Source organism: Chitinilyticum litopenaei DSM 21440 (assembly GCF_000428145.1).
Taxonomy (GTDB): domain Bacteria; phylum Pseudomonadota; class Gammaproteobacteria; order Burkholderiales; family Chitinibacteraceae; genus Chitinilyticum; species Chitinilyticum litopenaei.
Window position 1 is genome coordinate 1 of the sequence record NZ_ATZJ01000052.1, and the last position, 23002, is coordinate 23002.

Sequence of the window (23002 nt, forward strand, 5' to 3'; positions counted from 1 at the left end):
TGGAACGGCAGTCGGGCAGTTCGCTCTTCGGGCGTGCGCGCCTGTCGAAAGCCGGCCCGGCGAGGATACGGGCCATGTTGTACATGGCGGCGATCACGGCCAAGCGCTACAACCCACATGTGAAGGCGCAGTACGAGCGGCTGCTGGCGCGCGGCAAATGCAAGATGTCGGCACTGGGTGCCGCGATGCGCAAGCTGGTGCATTTGTGTTTTGGCGTCCTTAAAACGCGTCAGCCGTATCAGGCTGATTATGCAGTTGCAAGATGAGTGGCAAGACGGTATCTGCGGTCAAAGCCGCTATCCAGAGCATCGCTGGAACAGGCATTGCACCTGGATTCCCGCTTTCGCGGGAATAACGAATTGTTCGAATGACAAATTGTTCTTTGCTGAGGTCGCAACCCACGCCCCCGGCTAGACGCCGGCGAGAAACTGCCGCTGTATCGTCAGAAAATCGTCGCGGTGCGAGAGAAAGGGGGCGTGCGCGGCGCCGGCATGGATGACGCATTGCGCCAGCGGCAGCATACCGGCCAGCCAGTGCGCGGCGCCCACCGGCGTCAGCGTGTCGCGGTCGCCGTACTGCAGCAGCACCGGCAAATCCAGGCGCGCCATGTCCGCGCGCAGATCGGTGTCGCGCAGGATGCCCAGGCCCTCGGCCAGCGCGCCCAGCGCCGGCTCGCCATGCAGAAACAGATCGTCGGCCAGCGTGCGCGCCACGGCGCGCGCCTGCGCGTCACCCATGGCCTGCAGGCTGATGAAACGCTTGAGCGTGCCGCGCCAGTCCGCCTGCAGGCTGGCGGCAAACTGCGCCAGCGTTGCGGTCGCCATGGCGTGCGGCCAGTCGGAGCGCTGCATGAAACACGGGCTGGAGGCGACCAGCGTCAGGCTGCGCACTTTCGCGGGATGCTGCAGCGCCCAGCGGGTCGCCACCGCGCCGCCCAGCGACCAGCCGATCACCTGCACCGGCCAGGGAAAGGCGGCATCGATGGCCGCCACCATGGCATCCAGCGTCAGCGGCCCTGAGGCCGGCGATTTGCCGTGCCCGGGCAGATCGACCACATGCACGCAGTAATCCTCGGCCAGCTGTTCGGCCACCGGTTGCCAGACCGTGCCATTCATGGCCCAGCCGTGCAGCAACACCAGATCGGGGCCCTGCCCCAGCGATTCGAAATACAAAGACATTGCCTTCTTCCGCACCTCATACCCGGCAAGGGATGAGCCTGTAACCCTCAATCGGAAAAGTTTACCGGGCGATACCCATTAGTCACGTAACAATTCCTGCAGCGTCGCACACAGGCCTGCGACCTGCTCATCGCTGTGCGCGGCCGAGAAGCACAGGCGCAGGCGCGGCGTGGGCACCGTCGGCGGGCGGATCGCCGCGACCCAGTAGCCACGCGCGCGCAAGGCGTCGGACAGCGCCAGCGCGCGCTGATTGTCCTGCACAAGGATGGGCTGGATGGGCGTCGCCGAATCGAGCAGCTGCGCGCCGCATGCCTGCAGCGCGGCGCGGAAGGTCGCCACATGGCGCCGCAGCCTGTCGCGCAGCCCGGCGCCCTCGGCAATCAGCCGCAGGCTCGCCAGCCCGGCCTGCGCCAATAAGGGGGGCGCGGCGGTGGTATAGATATACGGCCGCGCGGCGTTCACCAGCCAGTCGATCACCACCGGCTCGGCCGCGACCATCGCCCCACCCAGCCCGGCCGCCTTGCCCAGCGTGGCGAGCTGGATCAGCCGTGGCGATGCCAGCCCCAGCTCCGCCAGCGTGCCGCGCCCGTCGCCCAGCACGCCAAAGCCATGCGCATCGTCGACATACAGCAGCGCATCGTAACGCTCGGCCAGCGTCAGCAGCTCGGCCAGCGGCGCGAGGTCGCCGTCCATGCTGAACACGGCATCGACCACGATCAGCTTGCGTCGCGCCGTACTGGCCGCCAGCAGGCGCTCCAGCTGCGTGACGTCGTTGTGGGCAAAGCGCTTGAATTCGGCGCGCGACAGCGTCACCGCGTCATTCAGCGAGGCATGATTGAGCTTGTCGGCAAACACCGCGTCATCGCGCCCGACCAGCGCCGTCACCACGGCCAGATTGGCCAGATAGCCGGTGGCAAACGACAGCGCCGCCGGCCGGCCGACCAAGGCGGCAAAGGCCTGCTCGAATTGTTCATGCACCGTGAAATGGCCGGAAACCAGATGCGAGGCGCCCGAACCCACACCCCAGCGCGCCGCACCGTCCTGTGCGGCGGCGATCAGCGCCGGATGCGCGGCCAGCCCCAGATAATCATTGCTGCAGAAATTGACCAGCGACTGCCCGTCCACCTCGACCAGCGCGCCCTGCGGCGTGGCCAGCTCGCGACGGCGGCGCAGCAGGCCGGCGGCCTCGCGTTGCTGCAGCGCGGCCGACAACTCGGCAAACACGGCGGAAGGATGACCCTGGTCGGACACAGGCATGAGGCGCAACTCAAAATACAATCCGGCATTCTAGCCCAGTCGTGCATCCGCCGGGCGGGGCAACATACCCGATAGTGCATACCCACAAGACCAATTGCCTGCAAAGGCTGTGGCGACATACCCCCAAGCCAGGATTTCGGCAATACGGCCACGGCGCGGGCCTGTGGCATAATCGCCCGCCTTGCCTGCCGAGAAGCCCTGCATGCCCAGCCCCCGCCTCTGGCGCCATCCGCTTGCCCTTGCCCCGCGCGCCCTTCGCCCGTGGCTGGCCGCGCGCGGCTCGCTGACGGCCCGGCTGATGGCGCACTTTCCCGACATCCGGGTATCCGTGCTGCGGCAGGGCTGGGATCAGCCGCACACCGACGAAATCGCCATCCTGCGCCTGCCGCGCGGCAGCAGCCAGGTTGCCGTACGCGAAGTCCTGCTCGCCAGCCGCGGCACGCCGCTGGTGTACGCACACAGCATCACCGCCCGCAGGGCGCTCACGCGCGGCTTTCACCTGCTGGGGCGCACCGGCAGCCGCCCGCTTGGCGCACTGCTGTTCGCCGACCCGACCATCCGCCGCTCGCCGCTGGCCTGGCGCTGCATCGACGCCCGCCATCCGCTCTACCAGAGCGCCCGCGCCGCCACCGGCCCGCTGCCGCCACGGCTGTGGGCACGGCGCTCGCTGTTCCATGCCGGGCGCGATGTGCTGCTGGTGACGGAGGTGTTTTTGCCGGCGCTGCTTCCCGCCGGATAGTCGCCATCAGCATACACATGGCACAATCCAGTCTTCATTTTCGTGAAAGATTCTGCCATGCCACTGCTACGCCACCTGCTGCTGTCCATCTGCCTGCTTGCCACGCCACTGTGGGCGCCGGCGGAAACGACGGAAAACCAGAGCACGCGGCAAGCCGGAACCCGCGACGGGCTCGGCAAGCGCCATTCCCGCATCGAACATGCCAAGCTGCTTCACACTAGGGCGTACGAGCATGTCGAAGCGGGTGAGGCAGAAAAAGCCCTCGCGATCTACCAGGACATCGACAGGCGCTACGGCAGCGACCCGCAACCGGCCATGCGCGAACAGGTCGCCTGGGCGCTCGTCGGCCTGGGCTACGCGCATGGCCAACAAGGCAGGCGCGACAAGGCCATTGCGATTTATCAGGAAATCGACCAGCGTTACCGCAACGATCAGCTCCCCGCGATACGCGAACAGGTCGCCAGAGCGCTCATCGGCCTGGGCTACCAGTATGGCCAGCAAGGCAGGCGCGACAAGGCTATCGCCACCTATCAGGAAATCGACCGGCGTTACCGCAATGCCCCGCAGCCCGAACTGCACGAACAGGTCACCATTGCCCTTTTCAATCTGGGCGTCACTTATTACCAGCAAGCCAGGTACGACAAGGAAATCGCCACCTATCAGGAGATAGACACGCGCTATGGCAACACTCGCCACCCTGCCGTACGCAAACAGGTCGCCATGGCACTTCTCAACCTGGGCGTTGCTTATAACCGGCAAGGCAGGCATGACAAGGAAATCACCACCTATCAGGATATCGATACGCGCTTCGGCAACGATGAACTCCCGGAAATTCGCCAGCAGGTCGTCAATGCCCTCGTCTATCTGGGCGACACCTACGCCGAGCAGGGGCAAAAGGACAAAGGAATCAGTGTTTACCTGGCCGTCGAAAAGCGTTACCGCAATGACCCGCACCCGGCAGTGCGGCAGTGGCTTGCACAAGCCATGAACGGCCTTGGCTTTGAATTATTGATGGCTGCCAAGCGTGAATGGGCCAACCCGCAACAGGCCCAGGACCGGCTGCAGCAGGCGATGAAACATTTGCAGCGCGGCTTGCGTCGGTATGATCAGCAGCAGGAGCAAGAGCTGACGGCAATGCTGCACGGCAATCTGGGTTACGGCTATTTCCTGCAGGGCAAGCACGAACAGGCGGAAACCAGAACGCGCAGCAGCCTCAGGCTGGGCGGAAAAACACTCTTTGACGGCCAGCTTGCCGACGCCCGCCGCCATCGCATCGAGCCACTGGACAGCGACTACGAGGCCCTGCTCAAGCGGCTGTGGCAGGCGCTTGGCGGGCAAAGCAAGGGATTGACGCCAGCAGGCTGACGGCGCAGAGTGGCGCCGCTTCCCGCTTTTGTTGCAGCCATCGTGTTTATGCCCACCCCGCTCACCGCCCGACTATCCAGTTACGCCCGCCTGATGCGCATCGACAAGCCCATCGGCACGCTGCTGCTCTTGTGGCCGACGCTGTGGGGGCTGTGGCTGGCCAGTGCCGGCCGGCCCGATCCCTTCATTCTGCTGGTGTTTGTGGCCGGCACCGTGCTGATGCGCTCGGCCGGCTGCGTGATCAATGATTACGCCGACCGCGATTTCGACGGCCATGTCGCGCGCACTAGGGCGCGGCCGCTGGCGGCGGGCGAAGTCAGCCCGAAAGAAGCCCTGCTGCTGGCAGCGCTGCTGGCGCTGGCGGCCTTTTTGCTGGTGCTGCCACTCAACTCGCTGACACTGCTGCTGTCGCTGCCGGCGGTGTTTCTGGCCGGCAGCTATCCGTTTACCAAGCGCTTTCTGGCGATTCCGCAGGCCTATCTGGGGCTGGCGTTCAGCTTCGGCATTCCGATGGCCTTTGCCGCGCAGACCGGCAGCGTGCCGGCGCTGGCCTGGTGGCTGGTGGCGGCCAATCTGTTGTGGACGGTGGCGTATGACACCGAATACGCGATGGTCGACCGCGAGGATGATCTGAAAATCGGCATCCGCACTTCCGCGATTACCTTTGGCCGCTACGACATCGCCGCAATCCTGCTGTGCTACGCGGGGTTCATGGCGATCTGGCTGGGCATCGCGCTCAGCGAGGGGCTGGGCTGGCCGCTCTACGCGGCGCTCGCCGGCGCGCTCATCCTGATCGCCGACCAGTACCGCCGCATCCGTGGCCGCGAGCGCATGGCGTGCTTTGCTGCCTTTCTGGCCAACAACCGCATCGGCGGCCTGCTGTTTGCCGGCCTGCTGGCGGACTTTCTGCTGCGCTGAGCGGACACGCTCTCAGGTCCGATAGCGGCCGATGCGCTCGTTGAGCGCGCCGGAAAGCGCATTGAGCGTTTGCGCCATCGTCTGCAGGCGGGTGAAGGCATCGAGGTTGCTGGCGATGGCCTGACTGACCGCGGTCATGGCGCCGGCGACCTGCTGCACCGACTCGCCCTGCTGGGCCGCCGCTTCGGCGATGTCGCGCGACTGCCCCTGCAATTCGCGGGTGCCTTGCAGGATGTCCTGCTGCGCCGCGCAGGCGGCCCCCAGCTCGCCGGAACCGGCGCTGACCTGCTCGCGCACGCTGCGGATGCTCTGCACCGCCGAATCGGTTGATTTCTGGATGCCGGCGGTCATGCCGGTGATGCTGATCGTGCTGGCCGCCGTGCGCTCGGCCAGCTTGCGCACCTCGTCGGCCACCACGGCAAAGCCGCGGCCGGTTTCGCCAGCACGCGCGGCCTCGATGGCGGCATTGAGCGCCAGCAGATTGGTCTGCTCGGCAATCTCGCGGATGACTCCGGTCAGGCTTTCGATTTCGCGGGCACTGGCCGCCAGCGATTCGATCTGAACGGCGGCAGCACTGGTGGTGCTGCCCAGCCGCTCGCTGTTGCGCACCACGTCTTCCATGCGCCCGGCCGATTGCTCGGCGAGCGCGGCCGCCCGACGGATTGCCTCATCGGAGCGCAGCACGTGCTCGCGCACTTCATCGGCCGTCGCGGCAATCTGTTCGGCCTGCGTGGCGGTGCGCATGACCAGGGCGGAAGAGTTGCCGGCGCGCTCGCGCAGCGCCGAGGTATCGCCCGCCAGCGCCCCGGCGGTGCGCTCCAGCTCCTGCGCCGACTGGCGCACGGCGCCAACCAGACGGGACAGGTCTTCGAGCAGGACATTGCAGGCGCGGGCGATGTCGGCCACTTCATCGCGCCCCGCCGCCGGCAGGCGACGACTGAGATCGGTGCCCAGGCCAGCCAGAAACTGCTGCAGCTGCTGCAGTGGCTGGGCAATGCTGGCGGCCAGTATCCAGGACAGCAGCAGAATCAGCGTGACGCCGCCCCACAGGGTGGCCTGCTGTACCCAGCCGGTGAGCCTTTCCACGCGCTCGGTCGCCGTGCGCTCGGTGGCGGCGCGCTGCTCCAACAGGTTGGAAAAGGCCTCCATGCTGTCCTCCAGCTCGGCAAAGCTTTGCTGGAAGGCGGCATAGACGGCCGCATCGTGCTGACCGGCGCGAAAGGCCTGCAGGGTCTGCGCAGCCTGTTGCAGATAGGTGGCGATGCGTGGCTTGAGTGCGGCCAGCGCCGCCCGCTCGGCGGGGCTCAGCGCCAGCGCGGCGTTGGCGGCCAGCCGGGCGTTGAATTCCTCGCCGTGTTCGGCGAAATCACGCTCGATGGCGGCAAGGTCTTCGGGCGTAGCGCCGCTGCCGACGGCCTGGTACATGGCCAGCACGTCGCCACGGATGGCGTCGTGCATCATGTCGGCCGCGCCCTGATTGCGGATGGCGGCCATGATCACCCCAGCCGCCATCAGGCGCTCGGTCAGGCCCTTGCTGCTGAACAGGCCAACCAGACCGCTGGTCAGTACCAGCAGCACGGCCAGCGCGGTGAGGATCGCGAGGCGTAAACGTATGGTCAACTGGCGCAGCATCGGCGACACTCCTGCAATGCAATTGCGGTTCTGACTGGCAAGCCGCCCCGGCCGACTGCGCACGGGGGTTCTGACGCTTGCTGAGAAAGGTTTTTAATTCGTTTCCCGACTTCATTGTTATAGATACTTTCCGGTGCCTGTCACGTCCCTCCCCCTTTTTTCAGCAGCCGAACTGGCGGTGCTCTTGCGCGGCCTGTCGGATCGCGAGTCGGGCAATGCCCGCCAATGGTTCTGGCTGGAGCTGGCCAGCGCGCTGCCGGCGCCGCACCCCTCCCGGCGCGCCCGCCTCTACCTGTTGCTGATCCGCTGGCTGGGCGCGAGCAGGCTGCTGCCACTGCTGCATGGCGCCGGCGTGCCGGCCATGGCGCTCTACCAGGCCAGCCACGCCGCCCGGCGCGCCCGCTGGCAGGCCGTCAGCCAGGATGCCCTGCTGGTGCTGGGCGCGACGCTGGGGCTGGCGGCCGGTTTTGCGCTGTTGCCGGCCAGCTGCCAGTTCCTGCTGTGGCTGGTGTGCGTCGGCGCCTTGCTGATCAGCGCCTGGCGCACCTGGCGCGCGCCGGATGATGCACTCAATCCGGGTGATGGCGCGGAGCCGCTGCCCGGCGCCGAGGCCAGCCTGGGGCTGACGGCGATGCTGCTGGCGCGCGGCTGCCCGGCCGGCACCGCGCCAAGGCTGGTGGCGCTCTTGCGCCAGAATGCCGCCGCGGCACTGCCACTGTTGATGGCGGCGCTGCCCGAGCTGGCCGAGACCCCGATGCAGGGGCGCTGGCTGCGCTGGCGCACCGCCCTGATTACATGGCCATGTATCACCCTGATACTCAGCAAGATAAATGGCTACAGCCACATACCCTACAACTATCTGCTTTGCTTTGTCCTGCTGGCCGGCCTGGCGCTGCTGCTGCGCCAGCGCTGGAGCCAGAGCCTGCTGCTGATCGGCAGCTGGCTGGGCAGCGCCGGGCTGGCCTGGCTGGTGAGCCAGCTCTGAATCGGGCCGCGCGCTGGCGCGCGAGGTTCGCGGCAGGCGGCTGCGGCGTGGTAGAATCGCCGCCTGTTTCAATCGCCGTTTAAGTCAGGGAATAGCCATGGCAGGTCATAGCAAATGGGCCAACATCCAGCACCGCAAGGGTCGCCAGGATGCCAAACGCGGCCAGATCTTCACGCGTCTTATCAAGGAAATCACCGTTGCCGCCAAGAATGGCGGTGGCGACCCGAACATGAATCCGCGCCTGCGCCTGGCCATCGACAAGGCCAAGGCCGAATCCATGCCCAAGGACAATATCGAGAATGCCATCAAGCGCGGCACCGGCCAGCTCGAAGGTGTCGATTACATCGAAACCCGTTATGAAGGCTACGGCATTGCCGGCGCGGCCGTCATGGTCGACTGCCTGACCGACAACCGCACCCGCACCGTCGCCGATGTGCGCCATGCGTTTTCCAAGTATGGCGGCAATATGGGTACCGATGGTTGCGTGAGCTTCCAGTTCAAGCACTGCGGCTATCTGGTGTTTGCGCCGGGCACCGACGAAGACGCGCTGATGCATGCCGCGCTGGAAGCGGGCGCCGAGGACGTGATCACCAACGATGACGGCTCCATCGAAGTCATCACGCCGCCCTATGAATTCGTGACCGTCAAGGAAGCGCTGGAAGCCGCCGGCCTGAAGGCCGAGATGGGCGAGGTGACGATGAAGCCGCAGGGCGAAACCGAAATCACCGGCGACGATGTGGCGAAAATGCAGAAACTGCTCGATGCGCTGGAAAGCCTGGACGACGTGCAGGAGGTCTACACGACGGCGGTGATGGACGAGGAATAACCCCCGTCGCCCGATCGCCCAAGCCTGCCGCTCTGCGGCAGGCTTTGTTGCATCTGCACGCGGCAATTCATGGTCCGTTCAGCGCGGACGGGCATAATCGGGCACACTTTGCGCACCCGGATGACTGCTGGAGGCAGGGATGCTGCATAAATTTTCCTACCTGAGCCTGCTGCTCTTTGTCGGCCTGCTGCTGGCACTGGATTACGGCTACTTCAATTTCAGCCGGGTGATCGACGAGCGCGCGGGTGACCAGCTGCTGCGCTGGCATGCGCCGCGCCACGCACCGGCGAGCGACATCGTGGTCATCGACATCGACCAGAAAAGCCTGGAAGACATGAACCAGGAGGCCGGGAAATGGCCATGGCCGCGCTCGGTGCATGGCGAATTGCTGCAGGCGCTGGCGGCCCAGCAACCGCGCGCCATCGTCTTCGACATCCTCTTCAACGAGCAGGATGTCGACCGCCCGGAAGCCGACCAGTTTTTCCGCGAGGCCGTCGCGGCGACGCCGCGCGTGTACTTCCCCTACATGCTGCTGGCCGAAGGCAGCAGCAGCGCGCTGATTGCCGAACTGCCGCAGGAGCTGGGCATCCGTGCGCTGGCCCATGCCGACCGCCAGGCCCGACCGCCGCTCTTGCTGCCCAATATCGTCCCGCCGCAATACTGGCGCGGCGGCCTGATCAATTTCGCCACCGACCACGACGACATCGGCCGCCGCTATTTCCTCTACCGCGATGCGGATGGCTGGCGCATCCCCTCGCTGCCGGCGACGCTGGCGCGCGACTTCGGCTGGCCGCTGCCGGCCGGCGACAGCCTGCGCATCAACTGGCACGGCCAGCGCCAGCATGTCTCCTATTCCGAGCTGTATCTCGATGCCCAGCGCGAACGCAAACTGCGCCCGGCCAACGAGTTCCGCGACAAGATCGTCATCATCGGCACCGCTGCGCCGGGCCTGCAGGATTTGCGCCCGACGCCGCTGGACAGCCTCTACCCCGGTGTCGACATCCTCGCCAGCGCCATCGACAATCTGCAGCAGGGCGACTGGCTGCGCACACCGCCGCGCGGCTGGTTCGTGCTGCCGGCACTGCTCTTGCTGGGCCTGTTGGCGCTGGGCTTCCAGAAGCAGCTCAACACGCTGACCATGGCCGGCTGCCTGCTGCTGGTCACGCTGCTGATCGCCACGCTGGCCTGGGTGGGGCTGGGTCATCAGCTGTTCCTGCCGCTGGCGGCCCCCGTCGTCTGGGCCTGGGTGTATTTCTGGGGTTCGGCGCTGCTGGCCTATCTGGCCGAAAAGGCGCGGCGCGAGCAGGCCATCGGCATGTTCGCGCGCTTTCTCGATCACCGCGTGGTCGCCGATCTGGTGGCCAGCGGCAACATCAACCAGCAGCAACAGGCCAGCTCGCGCGAGCTGACGGTGCTGTTTTCCGACATTCGCGGCTTTACCACGCTGTCGGAAACGCGTTCGCCGGAATACATCGTCAATTTGCTGAACCGCTACTTCTCGCGCCAGGTGGAAATCATCTTCCGCCACGGCGGCACGCTCGACAAATTCATCGGCGACGCCATCATGGCCTTCTGGGGCGCGCCGGTCGACGACCCGCAGCACGCCAGGCACGCCGTCGCCGCGGCAGTGGAAATGGGCCGGGAACTCGAACGCTTCAAGCAGGAACTTACCGATCTGGGCGCCGATTTCGAAATCGGCATCGGCATCCATACCGGCCGTGCGGTGGTTGGCTTCATCGGCGCCGAATCGCGGCTGGATTACACCATCATTGGTGATACAGTGAATCTGGCTTCACGCATTGAAGGTTTGACCAAGGGCGTGGCGCGGGTGCTGGTTTCCGAAGCTACCCGCGACGCGTGCGCGGACGATTTCGAGTTTATTGCCCACGGCAGCCAGCACGTCAAAGGCCGCGAGCAGCCGGTCAACCTGTTTGAACCCCGGGAGAAACAGCAATGAAACACTATCTTGCCGCCAGTCTTGTGCTGGCGGGCCTCTGGGCCACCCAGGCCCGCGCCGAGAGCGGCAGCGTGATCCGCGACGCCGATCTGCGCCAGAAACCCTTTGCCGACGCGGCCGTGCTGAGCAAGCTGGCCGTAGGTGCCCAGGTGGAAATCCTGGCGCGCGAGGGCGCCTGGATGAATGTGCGCAGCAACGGCCAGGAAGGCTGGCTGAAAATGCTGCAGGTGCGCCTTGGCAGCGGCGGCGGCACCAATGCCGGCGCGGCGGTGGGCCAGGGACTGAAGGTGGTCACCACCGGCTCGTCGGGCAAAACCGTCTCAACCGGCGTAAAGGGTCTCAGTGAAGAAGAGCTGGCGCACGCGCAACCCAACTATGGCGAACTCGACAAGCTCAAAGCCTTCGGCAGCAGCGGCACCGAGGCCAGCCGGCTCGCCGGACAGGCACGACTGGCGGCCGCGCAAGTGCCGGAAATCGCGGTGAAGGGGGCAGCAGCCTCCTCGTCGGACGGCAATGGCAATTCCCAAAACGACCTGATGAATCGCCGGAGGTAAGCCGCCATGACCAAGACCCTGATTGCGCTGGCGCTGGCCAGCGTTTGCGCGCTGCCGGCCCATGCCATCGATTTCGGCAAGCTGCTGAGCACCGAGAACATCAACAAGGCCGTCGAGCTCGCCAAGAATACCGCCGACGCCAACAAGGAACTGACTCCCGAGCAGGAAGCAGCCATTGGCGACGAAGCCGCCGCCAAGCTGCTGGGCGCCAAGCCGCTGGTGAACAACAGCAATCTGCAACGCTATGTGAACCAGGTCGGCATGTGGCTGGCGCTGCAATCCGGCAAGCCTGCGCTACCCTGGCATTTCGGCGTGATTGAAGACCCGACGGTCAACAGTTTCGCCACGCCGGGCGGCAATATCGTCATTACCCGCGGCCTGTGGGATCGCATCAGCAACGAAGCCGAGCTGGCTGCCGTGCTCAGTCACGAAATCACCCATGTCGTGAAGCAGCACCATCTGCGCGCGATGAAGGGCGAAGCCAGCCGCAAGGCGCTGGCCAACCTTGCCGATCTGGCCGTGTCGGCCAAGGGCGGCGGCGACAAGCAAAAGCTGATCGGCAATCTGGGCAAGGGCGCTTCCGAAATTGCCGTACGCGGCCTGGACAAGGGCGACGAATACGAGGCCGATGTGTTTGCGATGGTCCTGCTGGCGCGCGCCGGCTACAACCCCTACGCCATGGTCAGCGTGCTGCAGATGCTGGAACGCTTCAATGCCAACAGCGGCGGGCTGGAGGTCTTCAACACCCACTCCGACCCCGGCGCGCGGCAGGATGTGATCGAAGCGTCGGTGGGCGAGCAGCTGGAGCCCTATGCCGGCGGCGTGCAGCAGACCCAGCGCTTTATTGCCGTCAAGCAGGGCAAGTCGCCCGGTGGCACGCCCAGCAAGGGCCAGGGCAAGAAAAGCGGCAAATAGGGCGCGCACAGGCCGGCGCCCGCCGCCGGTCATGCGCAGAAATCACGGCCACCCGTGCGCGGGTGGCCGTTATAATTCCATTCGCCCGTTTCGTTTGTCCGTGTCGCTGCGCCGCCGTCACCGCGACGCTTGCGCCACCCTTTGTTGCATAGCCCATCTGGAGCCCGCATGTCCGCCAACGCGAACCACCCGTTCCCTGCCCAGCCGATCAGCGCCCACCAGGCGCGACGCGCAGCGCTGGCCAGCCGGCTTGGCCCCGGCATCGCCATTGTGCCCACCACCGGCGAAACCGCCCGTAATGCCGACTCCACCTACCCTTACCGTTTTGATTCCGGCTTTTTCTACCTGACCGGCTTCACGGAACCGGATGCGTTGTTCGTGCAGCTGATTGGCGAAGACAAGGTCGAAAACATTCTGTTTTGCCGCCCGAAGGATGCAGAACGCGAAATCTGGGACGGCTACCGCTACGGCCCCGACGCCGCGCGCGACGCCTTCGGCCTCGACGCGGCCTACCCCATCGACGAGCTGGATGAACGCCTGCCGCAGCTGATGGCCAACCAGCCTGCCGTGCATTTCGCGCTGGGTGCAGACAGCCAGTGGGACAAGCGGCTGTCGGGCTGGCTCAACAGCGTGCGCAGCCTGGTGCGCACCGGCGTACAGGCGCCGACCCGGCTGAACGACTGGCGCGGCCCGTTGGGCGAGATGCGCCTTGGCAAGGATGAACACGAGCTGGCCGTGCTGCGCGAGGCCGGCCGCATCAATGCCGCCGCGCATGTGCGCGCGATGCGCTTTGCCCGCCCGGGGCAGATGGAATACGAACTGGAAGCCGAAATCCTGCACGACTACTACCGCCAGGGCAGCCGCTTTCCGGCGTATTCGTCGATTGTCGCCAGCGGCCCGAATGCCTGCGTACTGCATTACGGCGAGAACAACCGCCGCATGCAGGATGGCGAGCTGGTACTGATCGACGCTGGCTGCGAGCTCAATGGCTATGCCAGCGACATCACGCGCACCTTTCCGGTCAATGGCCGCTTCAGCCCGGCGCAAAAAGCCGTTTACGAGATCACCCTGGCCGCGATGCAGGCCGCCTTTGCCGCCGCCAAACCGGGCAATACCTGGAACATGCCGCATGACGCTGCCACGCGCGTGCTGATCGAGGGCATGCGCGAGCTGAAACTGCTCGGCGGTTCGGTGGACGAAATTCTGGAAACCGGCGCCTACCGGCAGTTTTACATGCACCGCACCGGGCACTGGATGGGCCTGGACGTGCATGATGTGGGCGATTACCAGAGTAATGGCGCCTGGCGCGAATTGCGCCCGGGCATGGTGTTCACCATCGAGCCGGGCTTTTACATCCGGCCGGCGGAGAATGTCCCCAAAGAGTTCGAGCACATCGGCATCCGCATCGAGGATGATGTGGCCATCACCGCTGACGGTCATGAAAACCTGACGGCCAGCTGCCCGAAGACCGTGGCGGAGATCGAGGCGCTGATGGCCCGGGCCCGTGAAGACTGAACGTCCATCCCGGGCAAAAAAGCTTGTATAGTACAAACTGGCTTTGTTGGTGCCGGCCAGCCATGAAACGACCATCAGATGTTTGAATTCCCGTGGGAGCGCGCCTGCTCGCGAAGCCTTGCCGATCGCGAGCAAGCTCGCTCCCACGACTGAAAACATCAAAGGGCCGGATTACGGATTAATAATGGATCCTGATTAGAAACCCTTCTCAGCAAACCACAAAAACCGCTTGAACCACACAGATACAGAGGGCGCCGAGGAAGCAAAACCCTGAGAAATGCCTGGATGTGCTCCCGCTTTTCGCAGTGTTCTCTGCGCCTCTGTGATTGATTTGGGTTTTGCTGAGAAGTCTTGCGATCAGGTAATGGATTATTCGGGTTCAACAACAAGCAGCCAACGGCCGGCTGCAGACCGGGTTGTGCCGGAGCCTCCCCGCTCCAGCGTCCCGCCTGCCGCCGGATCGATAGTGACAAGTGACACAAGGACACCCCATGCCCGCCCATCATGACGAGCAATCGCCCGCCCTGCCGGCCTCGCAGCGCATCCGTTATCGCTTGCGCGAGGCCGGACAGCGCTTCCACGCCAATGACAATATCGCTGCCTTTATCGAAGACGGCGAGCTGGACGAGCTGCTCGACGAAGTCGCCGGCAAGATGCACGAAGTGCTCAAGAGCCTGGTCATCGACACCGACCACGACCACAACACGCAGGACACCGCGCGCCGCGTCGCCAAGATGTACCTGAAGGAAATCTTCCGTGGCCGCTATGTGCACCAGCCTGCGGTCACCGAGTTTCCCAATGTCGAGCATCTGAATGAATTGATGATCGTCGGCCCGATCACGGTGCGCAGCGCCTGCTCGCACCACCTCTGCCCCATCATGGGCAAGCTGTGGATCGGCGTGCTGCCCAACCAGCATTCCAACCTGATCGGCCTGTCGAAATATGCGCGGCTGGCGGAATGGATCATGAGCCGCCCGCAAATCCAGGAAGAAGCCGTCACGCAGATCGCCAATCTGCTGCAGGACAAGGTCAACCCCGACGGGCTCGCCATCGTGATGGAGGCCGACCACTTCTGCATGCACTGGCGTGGCGTGAAGGACAACGAATCGAAGATGATCAATAGCGTGATGCGCGGCGTGTTCATGACCGATGCCGACCTGCGCCGCGAATTCCTGGCGCTGATCCGCCGCTGACCCACTACCGAGGTTCACCATGCTAGTCCGCCTGATTTACGCCAGCGAGGCCACCGCCGCCATCACCCCCGTCGTGCTGGACGACATCCTGCGCAACTCGCGCCAGTACAACCAGGAGCACGGCATCACCGGCGTGCTGTGTTTCTCCGGCACGGCCTTTGTGCAGGTGCTCGAAGGCGACCGCGGCGCGGTGTCGAAGCTGTACAACCGCATCGTCAAGGACGGGCGGCACCAGCGCGTCGAGCTGCTGGAGTTTTCCGAAATCAGCGAGCGCCACTTTGCCGGCTGGACAATGGGCCAGGTCAACCTGGCCAAGATCAACCCGGCCATCCTGTTGCGCTACCTGCCGCGCGCCGAGTTCGACCCCTATTCCTGCAGCAGCCAGGCCATCCTCAAGCTGGTGCAGGAGCTGATCGCCACGGCGGCAGTAAACAAATAACAAGGTATAGGCGCACAGCCTAATACCAAAAAAGGCCACAGGCTTATACCCCATGCTCTGCACCACACTCCCTTCTCATGCTGACATCCTGATCGTCGGCGGCGGCCCGGTAGGCGCGCTGATTGCGCAGCGGCTGGCCCAGGGTGGCCAGCGGGTGTTACTGGCCGAGGCGCGCCGCGACGTTCCCGACGACCCGCGTGCGCTGGCGCTGTCGTTTGCCAGCCGCGAAGCGCTCGCGGCCAACGGGCTGTGGGATGCGGCGGCGCTGGCGCCAACGGCAATCGGCCGCGTGCACATCTCGCAGCAGGGCACGCTGGGACGCACGGGCCTGGCCGCCGACGAACTGGGCCTGCCGGAGCTGGGCTACACGGTGCGTTACGCCGCGCTCGCCCGCCATGCCCAGCGCGTGCTGCAGGCCGGCCCGGCGGCGATCAGCCTGGGCACGCCGGTGCTGCGCATCCGCCAGCTGCCGCGCTATGCGGCGGTGACGCTGGGCACGCCGCATGGCGAGCACACGCTGACCTGCCGGCTGGTGATTCTGGCCGAGGGCGGCAAGCTGCTGGGCGAGCTGCGCGACATCCGCCAGCGCAGCAAATCCTATGAACAGTCGGCGGTGCTCGCCGAAGTCACCCCCGCCACGCCGCACGAGGGTTGCGCGTATGAGCGCTTCGCCGACGACGGCCCGCTGGCGCTGCTGCCCGACGGGCGCAATTTCATGCTGGTGTGGACGCAAGCGCCCGCGGGTGCGGCGGACAGGCTCGCGCTCGCCGAGGCCGACTTTCTCGCGCAGATCAACGCCCGGCTGGGCCGGCGCGCGCCACAGCTCGTTGGCCTTGGCGCGCGCGCCAGCTGGCCGCTGGCGCTGAAAACGGTGGATTCGGTCGTGGGCCAGCGCGTCGCGCTGGTCGGCAACGCCGCGCAGACGCTGCACCCGGTCGCAGGCCAGGGCCTGAACCTGGGACTGCGCGATGCGGTCACGCTCGCCGAAGTCATCGCCACCAGCCCGGCCGACCAGCTGGGCGAGACCGCGCAGCTGGCGCGCTATCAGCGCCTGCGCAGCCAGGATGCCAATCTGGTCACACACTTCACCGACGGCCTGATCACGCTGTTCGAATCGCCCAACCCGGCGCTCAAGCATGCGCGCAGTCTGGGTCTGCTGGCGCTCGACGCCGCCGCGCCGCTGCGCCGGGGCTTTGCACGGCGCATGGTCTACGGCGCGCGCTGATGCTCAACACGCTGGCCATCGCGCATTACCGCTCGCTCGACCGGCTGGTGCTGCCGCTGGCCCGGCTCAATGTCATCACCGGCGCCAACGGCAGCGGCAAATCCAGCACCTACCGCGCGCTGAAGCTGCTGACCGATGCTGCGCACGGCCGGCTGGTCGGCGCGCTGGCGCAGGAAGGCGGGCTGCAGGCGACCTACTGGGCGGGACCGGAAACGATTTCCCGCGCGATGAAAGCGGGCGAACACCCCATCCAGGGCGGCATACCCAAGCGCCCGAAGGCACTGCAGCTGGGGTTTGCCGGCGACGATTTCGGCTACGCGGTCGACATCGGCACGCCTAATTATTCGCCAGGGCCTTATTTTCGCGATGAACCATCAAAGTTCCTGCTTGACCCGGGAATCCATCGCGAATGCATCTGGGCCGGTTCACAATGCCGCCCCGCCAGCACCCTGCTCGACCGCCAGGGCGCGCTGGTCAAGGTGCGCGACGGCCGCGACTGGCAGATACTCAGCCGCGATCTCGCCGCCAGCGACAGCATTTTCAGCCTCACCGACCCCTTGCGCGCGCCCGAAGCGCTGCAGTTGCGCGAGCGCATGCGCGCCTGGCGCTTTTACGACCAGCTGCGCTGTGACCGCGACGCACCGGCGCGGCAGGCGCAGATCGGCACCTTCACGCCGGCACTGGCCAATGACGGCAGCGATCTGGCCGCGGCCCTGCAAACGATTCTGGAAATCGGCGATGCCCGTGCGCTGCACGACTGCATCACCGATGCCTTTCCCGGCGCCGAGCTGGAGATTGCCGTGGACGCCGGGCGGTTCAGCGTCGGCATGCGCCAGCACGGCCTGCTGCGCCCGCTGGCCGCGCACGAATTGTCCGACGGCACGCTGCGCTACCTGCTGCTGGCCGCCGCCCTGCTCAGCCCGCGCCCACCCGAGCTGCTGGTGCTCAACGAACCGGAAACCAGCCTGCACCCCGATCTGCTGCCGGCGCTGGGCCGGCTGATCGTGCAGGCGGCACGCCACAGCCAGATCATCGTCGTCACGCACGCCGGCCGGCTGGTCAGCGCGCTGGAGCGCCACACCGATTGCCAGAGCCTGCCGCTGGAAAAGGAGTTCGGCCAGACCAGGCTGGCCGGGATGGGCGAGCTGGATTTGCCGGCCTGGCACTGGCCGGGGCGCTCTTGATCCGCCCTGCGCGGGCAGCAAGGCGGGCTGGCGCCGGCGCGCTCGCCATGCCTGGCTGATCACGGCGCAGGCCGCTACGGCAAGGGAACGCTGCCGGGGCTCGGGGCACCAGAACATACCCCATCAGCCATTGCCCTGCAGGCAAATCAGGCAAATGCCTGCAGAAACATACCCGCCAATCAGGCGGGATCACGCTCCAGCTCGACCACGACCAGCCGGGCGAGGTCTTTCAGCATCTGCATTTCTTCGGCCGCCAGGTGACGGGGCCGGTCGCCGATCAGGCACAGCGTGCCCAGCTTGTGTCCCTTGCTGCTGGTGAGCGGCGCGCCGGCATAGAAGCGGATGTGCGGGGCGTCGGTGACGAGCGGATTGTCGGCAAAGCGCGGATCGGCCAGCGCGTCTTCGACCACCATGACCTCATCGCCCAGAATGGCGTGCCCGCAAAACGAAATGTCGCGCGCCGTTTCGCTGGCATTCAGTCCGCAGGCGGATTTGAACCATTGCCGCTCGCTGTCCACCAGACTGACCAGGGCAATCGGCACGCGGAAAAACCCGGCGGCCAGGCGGGTCAGGTTGTCAAAGCGCTCTTCCGGAGGAGTATCCAGAATCAGCAGGCTGCGCAGTTCGGCAATGCGCGTGTCTTCATCGGGCGGGAGTTGCGGGGCTTGCATGCCGGCATCCATTCTTGCGTGGTGGCGGAAGTCTAGCCTGCCGGGGGCAGCACAGCCAAGAGGGCGGCCACTTGGCCAGCACGCACGGCACACCGCGCCCAGGCCAGGCAGGCTGTGACGCATTTCACCCCAGCGATGTGATTAGTTGCTAGCCCGCGCAGGCCGGCCAAACGTAAGCTGTTGGCATGCCTTCGCCGCCTGGCAGGCTGCAGGCCCCGGATAAAACCTGCACGCGGTGCTTTGCAGCGGTCAGCGCCAGGCGCTGGATCCGCCGTTTTGAATCAGGCTTTGTGCTGTCGTGTAGGCGCGGCCCGTTTGTGCTGGTTTTGCGCCAGCGGGAACGCAAGCAACACATCAATAGCAAGCCAACAAGGAGAACACCATGACCCCGACCCGCACGCTACTTCCGCTACTTGCCCTGTCCATGCTCGGTGCCGGCCCGGCGCTGGCCGGCGACGCACTCAAGCCGTTCCCGCCGGCGCAGGCAGGCTTTGAGCGCAAGGTGATCCGCCTGCCGGAGGTGGCAAACCCCGAGCTCTACCGCGTGCAGCTGATTCCCGGCAAGGTGGTGAAGGCCGACTGCAACACCCGCGGCTTGCGCGCCAGCATCAGTGAAGTCACGGTGCAGGGCTGGGGTTATACCTACTGGACCGTCGGCCCCATCCAGCCGGGCCCGTCCACGCTGATGGCCTGCCCGGAGCCCGCCAGCGACCGATTCGTGCCGGTGCATCACGAGCAGCTGATCCGTTACAACCCGAAGCTGCCACTGGTGGTCTACATCCCGCAAGGCAGCGAACTGCGTTACAAGGTGTGGAGCGCCCCGGAAAGCGCGGCAACGGCCCACAGCGAATAAGCCGCCAGCATGGGGCGCACCTGCCCCGCCACCGCAGTCAAAGGGCATACACCACCCGCCCTTACTTATGAATTGCTGCAGCAAGGCAGGATGGGTTGAGCGCAGCGAAACCCATCATTTATTTTCCTGATTATGCCTCTCCTTCAGAAACTCTTTTTTCGTCATGCCCGCGAAGGCGGGCATCCAGAGCAAAGCTTGATTTCACACCGTCATCTGGATTCCCGCGTACGCGGGAATGACGATTCTGAAGCAGAGACATAATCAGGTTTATTTTTGCCTCCCCCATGATGGGTATCGCCCTACAGGCTCAACCCATCCTACCGCGCTCCCGCCATCAAAGCGATGGTATACGCCCTCATCCCTTATGTATGAATGGGTGTATCCACATACCCATCAAGACAATCAAAAGCCACAGCGGGCAATGTGCTGCTGGCGCGATTGTTCAAGAACCCGGCATGCCGCGCGGGTATCTTGCTCCTGTCCAGCACACGGGGAGCAAGGCAAATGCAGAAAACAGTCCTGATTACCGGCGGCACACGCGGCATCGGCGCGGCGCTGGTGCGCCTTTGTCTGGCGCAGGGTCATGCGGTACTGGCCACCGGCAGCAGCGCATCCAGCGTCGCGGCAGCCGCCAGCAACCTGCCCGGCGTGGCATGGCTGGTCTGCGATTTCAGCGACCCGGCCAGCCTGCCCGCGCTGGCCGGACAGATTGGCCAGCGGCCGCTCGATCTGGTCATTCACAACGCCGGCGTGCAGCAGGCCCGCAGCTGGTTTGCCGCCGAGCCCGAGCCGATTGCGGTGGAAACGGAGCTGCGGATCAACTTCACCGCGCCGGTGCTGCTCACCCGCCTGCTGTTTGACAATGTCGCGCAGCGCAATGGCACCTGGGTCTTCGTCAGCTCGGGGCTGGCCATCGCGCCCAAGCAGAGCGCGCCGGTGTATTGCGCAAGCAAGGCCGCGCTGCGCAGCTTTTGCAAGTCGCTGCGCGGCCAGGCGCTGGTGCACGGCAGCGCGATCCGCGTCTGCGAGGCCATTTTGCCGATGGTGGATACCGGCATGACCGCCGGGCGCGGCCGGGGCAAGATCAGCGCGGCGCAGGCCGCCGCCGAAATCTACCGGGGCGCGCAAGCCGGGCATGCGGAGATCCGCGTCGGCAAGGTGCGCTGGCTGATGCGCCTGCGCGCCGTGCTGCCGCAGGTCGTCGAAAACCTGATGCTGAAGGCCTGAGCGATGCGCGCATTGCGGCGCCATCTGCTCGGCTGGCTGCACAGGCACGGCCGCCGCCCCATGGCGATTCCCGTGCTGGCGCTGCTGGCGGTCGGCGACGCCATCGTGCCGGCGCTGCCCACGCAAGGCTCGGTCGTCCTGCTCGGCCTGCTGCAACCGGCGCGCCGCAGACTGATCGCACTGGCCTTCGCGCTGGCCGGCACCGCCGGTGCAGCGCTGCTGCTGACGCTCGCCGCCACGCTGGACCTGCCAGCGCAGTGGCCGCACAGCTGGGCCGGTGCGCAGCGCCTGCTGCACGAGCATGGCCTGCTGGCGCTGCTCGTGCTGTGTGCGCTACCCTCGCCACCACGCAGCCTGATCGTGCTGAGCGCGCTGGCCGGGCTGGCGTGGCCGCAGATCCTGCTGGCCGTAGCTAGGTTCTGTTGATGTTTTGTTTACGCTCCCGCTGGAGCGCTTTTTGCGCCGAATCAAGACGTTGCGAGCGCCGCATAACGGGTTATGCCAGCGAAGCAACAACGCAGAGTCGGCGCAAAAAGCGCCCAGCCCTCCGGGTTTGGCTGTTTTTGGCCTGACACGGCGTTGCAAAGCCCTTGCATAGAATGACTATGCGGCGGGCTTCGCGCCTTGTTTCAGGCTAAAAACAGCACAAACGGGAACGCAAACAAAACATCAACAGAACCTGGGGCGCAGCATCTGGTTTGCCACGCTGCTGGAGCTGATCGTGCGCGCGCCGCGCTGGCTGACAAGATTGCCACTGGTGGGAGACCGTCTTGCCCGATTCATGGCCAAACAAGGCGCTGACGCCGCCCTCCGCCCGTAACGACGAGGCCTTCGCCAGCCGTACCATGCTCGCCATCCTGCAGGCCGGCCTGCGCCAGCACGGCCTGGACTGCGAAACCGTCGACAAACCCGCAGCGCAGGAGCGCATCCCGCTCGCCAGCAAGCAGGCCTTCCTGGCAACCGTACGCGAGAACCATGGCCTGGCGGCATTGCTGCGCATCGGCACGGGCATCACGGCGTTTACCGGCACGCCCATCGGCCAGGCGCTGCTCGCCGGCTGCGACGCCCCCGGCCTGCTGCGCAGATGGCAGCGGCTGGAGCGCTACCTGCACAGCCAGCATTATCTGCTTTGCGAACTGGCCCCCTGCTCCGCCCGCCTTTCCCATGTGTCACGCAGCGGCCGGCCGCCAAGCCTGGATGAAGACCTGGCCGTGCTGGGTGTGCTTGGCGCGCTGCTGCAGCGGCTCACCGGCAGCGAAGTGCGCCTGAGTAGCGACGCGCAAGGCAGGAAGACCGTTTGCCGCTGGCCGCAGCTGGGCATCGCTGCCGATCAGCTGATGCAGCGAGCAGACTGGCATCTGCACTGGCAGAGCAACGCGGCGGCGCCCGGCAATCCGGCCTGCCTTGCCTGCCCGGCCTCAGCCAGCACCAGCGGCACCGTAAGCCAGACCCGCGCCGCCATCGCGCAACTGGGCCTGCTGGACGCCACCCTGGCGCGCGTCGCCAGCCTGCTCGCCGTCTCGCCTCGCACGCTGCAACGCCAGCTGCAGGACAGCGCCAGCCATTTTTCCGCCGAGCTGCAGGCCTGCCGGATCAGCGAAGCCGGCCGCCTGCTGCTGGGCGGCAGGCTGGGCCTGGCCGAAATCGGCTTTGTCTGCGGCTTTGCCGATCAGGCGCACTTCACCCGCAGCTTCAAGAACGCCACCGGCATGGCGCCGGGACAATACCGCGCACTGCAATCCGGCTGATCGCGCTCGGCATGGCAACGACAGAAGTCGCCACCTAACACTGAAACGGCATGAATCACTCCTTGCAACAGATACCGCTTCTGTAGCGATCAGCCCATGCAGCCGGCATTTGACATAAAATGACACAGGTCATAATATGACACAACCAACCCAGCGCTTACATGGCGGTGTCTCATGCCAAAATATCAGTTCTTCCAGCAAACCGGCGAAAGCAGTGCCGTGCGCTATCTCTGCACCGACGCACCGCACTTTTTGTCCACCAAGGAACAGTTGCTGGCTCAGGGTTATGAAGTGATCGGCGACATGATCCATGCCAGGAATGAATCCGAGGCCATCGCCCACTTCAAGAGCGGGATGACTTATCCGGCCGAGGAATATGGCAAGGCCCATATGGTGGTGGGCCTTTACTACTTCATAGAAAGCCTGCTTGAAAAGACGATGGAGCTAGTGCGGCGCAAGTCGCAGAATACGCAAGCCTCTGGGAAGTGACGCAGCGCCAACAAAAAACCGGCCAGTTGGCCAATGCCGCTCAGTTAAGCAAAAAGCTCCGTCAGGAGCTTTTTGCTTTTGTAACATAGTGCCCCTTTAAACCGCGCTGCATCCCGACAGATCAGCCTCCTC

At 65.4% G+C, this 23002-nt stretch carries 23 protein-coding genes; 19 read left to right on the plus strand and 4 right to left on the minus strand.

What is annotated here, in order from left to right:
- On the plus strand, positions 1-266 hold a 266-nt coding region (locus C515_RS21345), incomplete at its 5' end, for a transposase (RefSeq protein WP_043649839.1).
- Positions 267-410: 144 nt separating this feature from the next.
- Here the strand turns inward: C515_RS21345 and bioH are convergent.
- Together bioH and bioF are read right to left on the minus strand one after the other, a co-directional pair.
- Positions 411-1178: a pimeloyl-ACP methyl ester esterase BioH gene (bioH, locus tag C515_RS0114885; protein WP_043649841.1), complete on the minus strand. Its 768-nt coding sequence runs from the start codon at positions 1176-1178 to the stop codon at positions 411-413.
- A gap of 78 nt (positions 1179-1256) precedes the next feature.
- Positions 1257-2435 carry an 8-amino-7-oxononanoate synthase gene (gene bioF / locus C515_RS0114890; RefSeq protein WP_051304996.1) on the minus strand — a complete coding sequence of 393 codons (1179 nt, stop codon included), beginning with the start codon at positions 2433-2435 and terminating at the stop codon, positions 1257-1259.
- A gap of 202 nt (positions 2436-2637) precedes the next feature.
- On the opposite strand from bioF, the gene C515_RS0114895 reads away from it, so the two are divergent.
- From C515_RS0114895 to ubiA, 3 genes are read left to right on the plus strand one after another with little or no spacing between them, the layout of a single operon-like run.
- A complete protein-coding gene (locus tag C515_RS0114895; protein WP_043649844.1) occupies positions 2638-3174 on the plus strand; it encodes a chorismate--pyruvate lyase family protein in 537 nt (178 codons plus the stop codon).
- 57 nt (positions 3175-3231) lie between these two features.
- Positions 3232-4539 carry a tetratricopeptide repeat protein gene (locus C515_RS0114900; RefSeq protein WP_028456178.1) on the plus strand — a complete coding sequence of 436 codons (1308 nt, stop codon included), beginning with the start codon at positions 3232-3234 and terminating at the stop codon, positions 4537-4539.
- A 48-nt stretch (positions 4540-4587) separates the two neighbouring features.
- Positions 4588-5457 (plus strand): 4-hydroxybenzoate octaprenyltransferase, encoded by an 870-nt coding sequence (gene ubiA, locus C515_RS0114905; protein WP_028456179.1) that lies wholly within the window; start codon positions 4588-4590, stop codon positions 5455-5457.
- Between the two features lie 12 nt (positions 5458-5469).
- On the opposite strand, the gene C515_RS0114910 is transcribed toward ubiA, so the two are convergent.
- Entirely contained in the window at positions 5470-7089 is a 1620-nt protein-coding gene (locus tag C515_RS0114910) for a methyl-accepting chemotaxis protein (protein ID WP_028456180.1), read from the minus strand.
- A 133-nt stretch (positions 7090-7222) separates the two neighbouring features.
- Here C515_RS0114910 and C515_RS0114915 point away from each other — a divergent pair, with 133 nt between their 5' ends.
- From C515_RS0114915 to C515_RS0114960, 10 genes are all read left to right on the plus strand, one after another.
- Positions 7223-8074 carry a hypothetical protein gene (locus tag C515_RS0114915; RefSeq protein WP_144290484.1) on the plus strand — a complete coding sequence of 284 codons (852 nt, stop codon included), beginning with the start codon at positions 7223-7225 and terminating at the stop codon, positions 8072-8074.
- A gap of 97 nt (positions 8075-8171) precedes the next feature.
- Entirely contained in the window at positions 8172-8900 is a 729-nt protein-coding gene (locus C515_RS0114920) for a YebC/PmpR family DNA-binding transcriptional regulator (RefSeq protein WP_028456182.1), read from the plus strand.
- A gap of 139 nt (positions 8901-9039) precedes the next feature.
- Positions 9040-10857, plus strand: coding sequence for a CHASE2 domain-containing protein (locus C515_RS0114925; protein WP_028456183.1), 1818 nt, complete (start codon positions 9040-9042; stop codon positions 10855-10857).
- The gene (locus C515_RS0114930) at positions 10854-11411 is read left to right on the plus strand and encodes an SH3 domain-containing protein (protein ID WP_028456184.1); all 558 of its coding nucleotides are present in this window, start codon (positions 10854-10856) and stop codon (positions 11409-11411) included. The genes C515_RS0114925 and C515_RS0114930 overlap by 4 nt, the downstream gene beginning before the upstream one ends.
- Positions 11412-11417: 6 nt before the next feature.
- Positions 11418-12326, plus strand: a complete 909-nt coding sequence (locus C515_RS21350) for a M48 family metalloprotease (protein WP_051304997.1) — start codon at positions 11418-11420, stop codon at positions 12324-12326.
- 168 nt (positions 12327-12494) lie between these two features.
- The gene (gene pepP / locus C515_RS0114940) at positions 12495-13841 is read left to right on the plus strand and encodes a Xaa-Pro aminopeptidase (RefSeq protein WP_051304998.1); all 1347 of its coding nucleotides are present in this window, start codon (positions 12495-12497) and stop codon (positions 13839-13841) included.
- A 491-nt stretch (positions 13842-14332) separates the two neighbouring features.
- A complete protein-coding gene (folE, locus tag C515_RS0114945) occupies positions 14333-15034 on the plus strand; it encodes a GTP cyclohydrolase I (RefSeq protein WP_028456186.1) in 702 nt (233 codons plus the stop codon).
- 19 nt (positions 15035-15053) lie between these two features.
- Positions 15054-15473 (plus strand): BLUF domain-containing protein, encoded by a 420-nt coding sequence (locus tag C515_RS0114950; RefSeq protein WP_028456187.1) that lies wholly within the window; start codon positions 15054-15056, stop codon positions 15471-15473.
- 52 nt (positions 15474-15525) lie between these two features.
- A complete protein-coding gene (locus C515_RS0114955) occupies positions 15526-16698 on the plus strand; it encodes an FAD-dependent monooxygenase (protein WP_028456188.1) in 1173 nt (390 codons plus the stop codon).
- A complete protein-coding gene (locus C515_RS0114960) occupies positions 16698-17882 on the plus strand; it encodes an AAA family ATPase (RefSeq protein WP_028456189.1) in 1185 nt (394 codons plus the stop codon). The genes C515_RS0114955 and C515_RS0114960 overlap by 1 nt, the downstream gene beginning before the upstream one ends.
- Before the next feature lie 179 nt (positions 17883-18061).
- On the opposite strand, the gene C515_RS21355 is transcribed toward C515_RS0114960, so the two are convergent.
- Positions 18062-18553 (minus strand): GAF domain-containing protein, encoded by a 492-nt coding sequence (locus C515_RS21355; protein WP_043649858.1) that lies wholly within the window; start codon positions 18551-18553, stop codon positions 18062-18064.
- A 382-nt stretch (positions 18554-18935) separates the two neighbouring features.
- Here C515_RS21355 and C515_RS0114970 point away from each other — a divergent pair, with 382 nt between their 5' ends.
- From C515_RS0114970 to C515_RS21365, 5 genes are all read left to right on the plus strand, one after another.
- Positions 18936-19406 carry an ecotin family protein gene (locus tag C515_RS0114970; protein ID WP_028456190.1) on the plus strand — a complete coding sequence of 157 codons (471 nt, stop codon included), beginning with the start codon at positions 18936-18938 and terminating at the stop codon, positions 19404-19406.
- A 504-nt stretch (positions 19407-19910) separates the two neighbouring features.
- Positions 19911-20633, plus strand: coding sequence for an SDR family NAD(P)-dependent oxidoreductase (locus C515_RS0114975; protein ID WP_028456191.1), 723 nt, complete (start codon positions 19911-19913; stop codon positions 20631-20633).
- Positions 20634-20636: 3 nt separating this feature from the next.
- Positions 20637-21059, plus strand: a complete 423-nt coding sequence (locus C515_RS21360) for a hypothetical protein (RefSeq protein ID WP_051305000.1) — start codon at positions 20637-20639, stop codon at positions 21057-21059.
- Positions 21060-21403: 344 nt separating this feature from the next.
- Positions 21404-22381, plus strand: coding sequence for a helix-turn-helix transcriptional regulator (locus C515_RS0114985; RefSeq protein ID WP_051305001.1), 978 nt, complete (start codon positions 21404-21406; stop codon positions 22379-22381).
- A gap of 174 nt (positions 22382-22555) precedes the next feature.
- Positions 22556-22870, plus strand: a complete 315-nt coding sequence (locus C515_RS21365) for a hypothetical protein (RefSeq protein WP_051305002.1) — start codon at positions 22556-22558, stop codon at positions 22868-22870.
- The last annotated feature ends 132 nt before the right edge of the window (positions 22871-23002 follow it).

Bases quoted from the DNA above. Each gene is read 5' to 3' on its own strand.
- C515_RS0114910 (WP_028456180.1), bottom strand. From the start codon at position 7,089: ATGCTGCGCCAGTTGACCATACGTTTACGCCTCGCGATCCTCACCGCG.
- C515_RS0114970 (WP_028456190.1), top strand. From the start codon at position 18,936: ATGACCCCGACCCGCACGCTACTTCCGCTACTTGCCCTGTCCATGCTC.
- C515_RS0114950 (WP_028456187.1), top strand. From the start codon at position 15,054: ATGCTAGTCCGCCTGATTTACGCCAGCGAGGCCACCGCCGCCATCACC.
- C515_RS0114960 (WP_028456189.1), top strand. From the start codon at position 16,698: ATGCTCAACACGCTGGCCATCGCGCATTACCGCTCGCTCGACCGGCTG.
- C515_RS0114925 (WP_028456183.1), top strand. From the start codon at position 9,040: ATGCTGCATAAATTTTCCTACCTGAGCCTGCTGCTCTTTGTCGGCCTG.
- folE (WP_028456186.1), top strand. From the start codon at position 14,333: ATGCCCGCCCATCATGACGAGCAATCGCCCGCCCTGCCGGCCTCGCAG.
- C515_RS0114900 (WP_028456178.1), top strand. From the start codon at position 3,232: ATGCCACTGCTACGCCACCTGCTGCTGTCCATCTGCCTGCTTGCCACG.
- C515_RS0114975 (WP_028456191.1), top strand. From the start codon at position 19,911: ATGCAGAAAACAGTCCTGATTACCGGCGGCACACGCGGCATCGGCGCG.
- ubiA (WP_028456179.1), top strand. From the start codon at position 4,588: ATGCCCACCCCGCTCACCGCCCGACTATCCAGTTACGCCCGCCTGATG.
- C515_RS0114930 (WP_028456184.1), top strand. From the start codon at position 10,854: ATGAAACACTATCTTGCCGCCAGTCTTGTGCTGGCGGGCCTCTGGGCC.
- bioH (WP_043649841.1), bottom strand. From the start codon at position 1,178: ATGTCTTTGTATTTCGAATCGCTGGGGCAGGGCCCCGATCTGGTGTTG.
- C515_RS0114895 (WP_043649844.1), top strand. From the start codon at position 2,638: ATGCCCAGCCCCCGCCTCTGGCGCCATCCGCTTGCCCTTGCCCCGCGC.
- bioF (WP_051304996.1), bottom strand. From the start codon at position 2,435: ATGCCTGTGTCCGACCAGGGTCATCCTTCCGCCGTGTTTGCCGAGTTG.
- C515_RS0114920 (WP_028456182.1), top strand. From the start codon at position 8,172: ATGGCAGGTCATAGCAAATGGGCCAACATCCAGCACCGCAAGGGTCGC.
- C515_RS21350 (WP_051304997.1), top strand. From the start codon at position 11,418: ATGACCAAGACCCTGATTGCGCTGGCGCTGGCCAGCGTTTGCGCGCTG.
- C515_RS21355 (WP_043649858.1), bottom strand. From the start codon at position 18,553: ATGCAAGCCCCGCAACTCCCGCCCGATGAAGACACGCGCATTGCCGAA.
- C515_RS21365 (WP_051305002.1), top strand. From the start codon at position 22,556: ATGCCAAAATATCAGTTCTTCCAGCAAACCGGCGAAAGCAGTGCCGTG.
- C515_RS0114955 (WP_028456188.1), top strand. From the start codon at position 15,526: ATGCTCTGCACCACACTCCCTTCTCATGCTGACATCCTGATCGTCGGC.
- C515_RS21360 (WP_051305000.1), top strand. From the start codon at position 20,637: ATGCGCGCATTGCGGCGCCATCTGCTCGGCTGGCTGCACAGGCACGGC.
- pepP (WP_051304998.1), top strand. From the start codon at position 12,495: ATGTCCGCCAACGCGAACCACCCGTTCCCTGCCCAGCCGATCAGCGCC.